1 protein-coding gene is annotated in these 635 nt (G+C 58.7%); it reads left to right on the top strand.

What is annotated here, in order from left to right; all coding sequences use genetic code 11:
* The coding region (locus AC3WR3_RS20825) for a GTP-binding protein (RefSeq protein WP_492293327.1) at nt 1–635 on the top strand (635 nt) is incomplete at both ends.

Here is a 635-nt window from a genome sequence, read left to right as displayed (position 1 = left end):
ACCATCGGCCACGTTGACCACGGTAAAACCACCCTGACCGCCGCCATCACCAACGTGCTGGCCAAGCACTTCGGTGGTAAAGCTTTCGCCTTCGACCAGATCGACAAGGCACCGGAAGAGCGTGAGCGTGGTATCACCATCAACACCTCCCACGTAGAATACGACACCGCGATCCGTCACTACGCCCACGTAGATTGCCCGGGTCACGCCGACTACGTTAAGAACATGATCACCGGTGCTGCCCAGATGGACGGCGCGATCCTGGTAGTAGCCGCGACTGACGGCCCGATGCCGCAAACTCGTGAGCACATCCTGCTGGGTCGCCAGGTTGGTATCCCGTACATGATCGTGTTCATGAACAAGTGCGACATGGTAGACGACGAAGAGCTGCTCGAACTGGTCGAGATGGAAGTTCGTGAACTGCTGACCGAGTACGACTTCCCGGGTGATGACCTGCCGGTAGTACGTGGTTCCGCGCTGAAAGCGCTGGAAGGCGACGCTGCATGGGAAGAGAAGATCATCGAGCTGGCTCACCACCTGGATACCTACATCCCGGAGCCGGAGCGCGCCATTGACCAGCCGTTCCTGATGCCTATCGAAGACGTCTTCTCCATCGCTGGCCGTGGTACCGTAGT

The organism is Aeromonas sp. EU05-FHT14A05 (assembly GCF_058791175.1).
The sequence above is the reverse complement of the archived record's forward strand: the minus strand, read 5'-3'. Positions and strand labels throughout refer to the sequence as shown.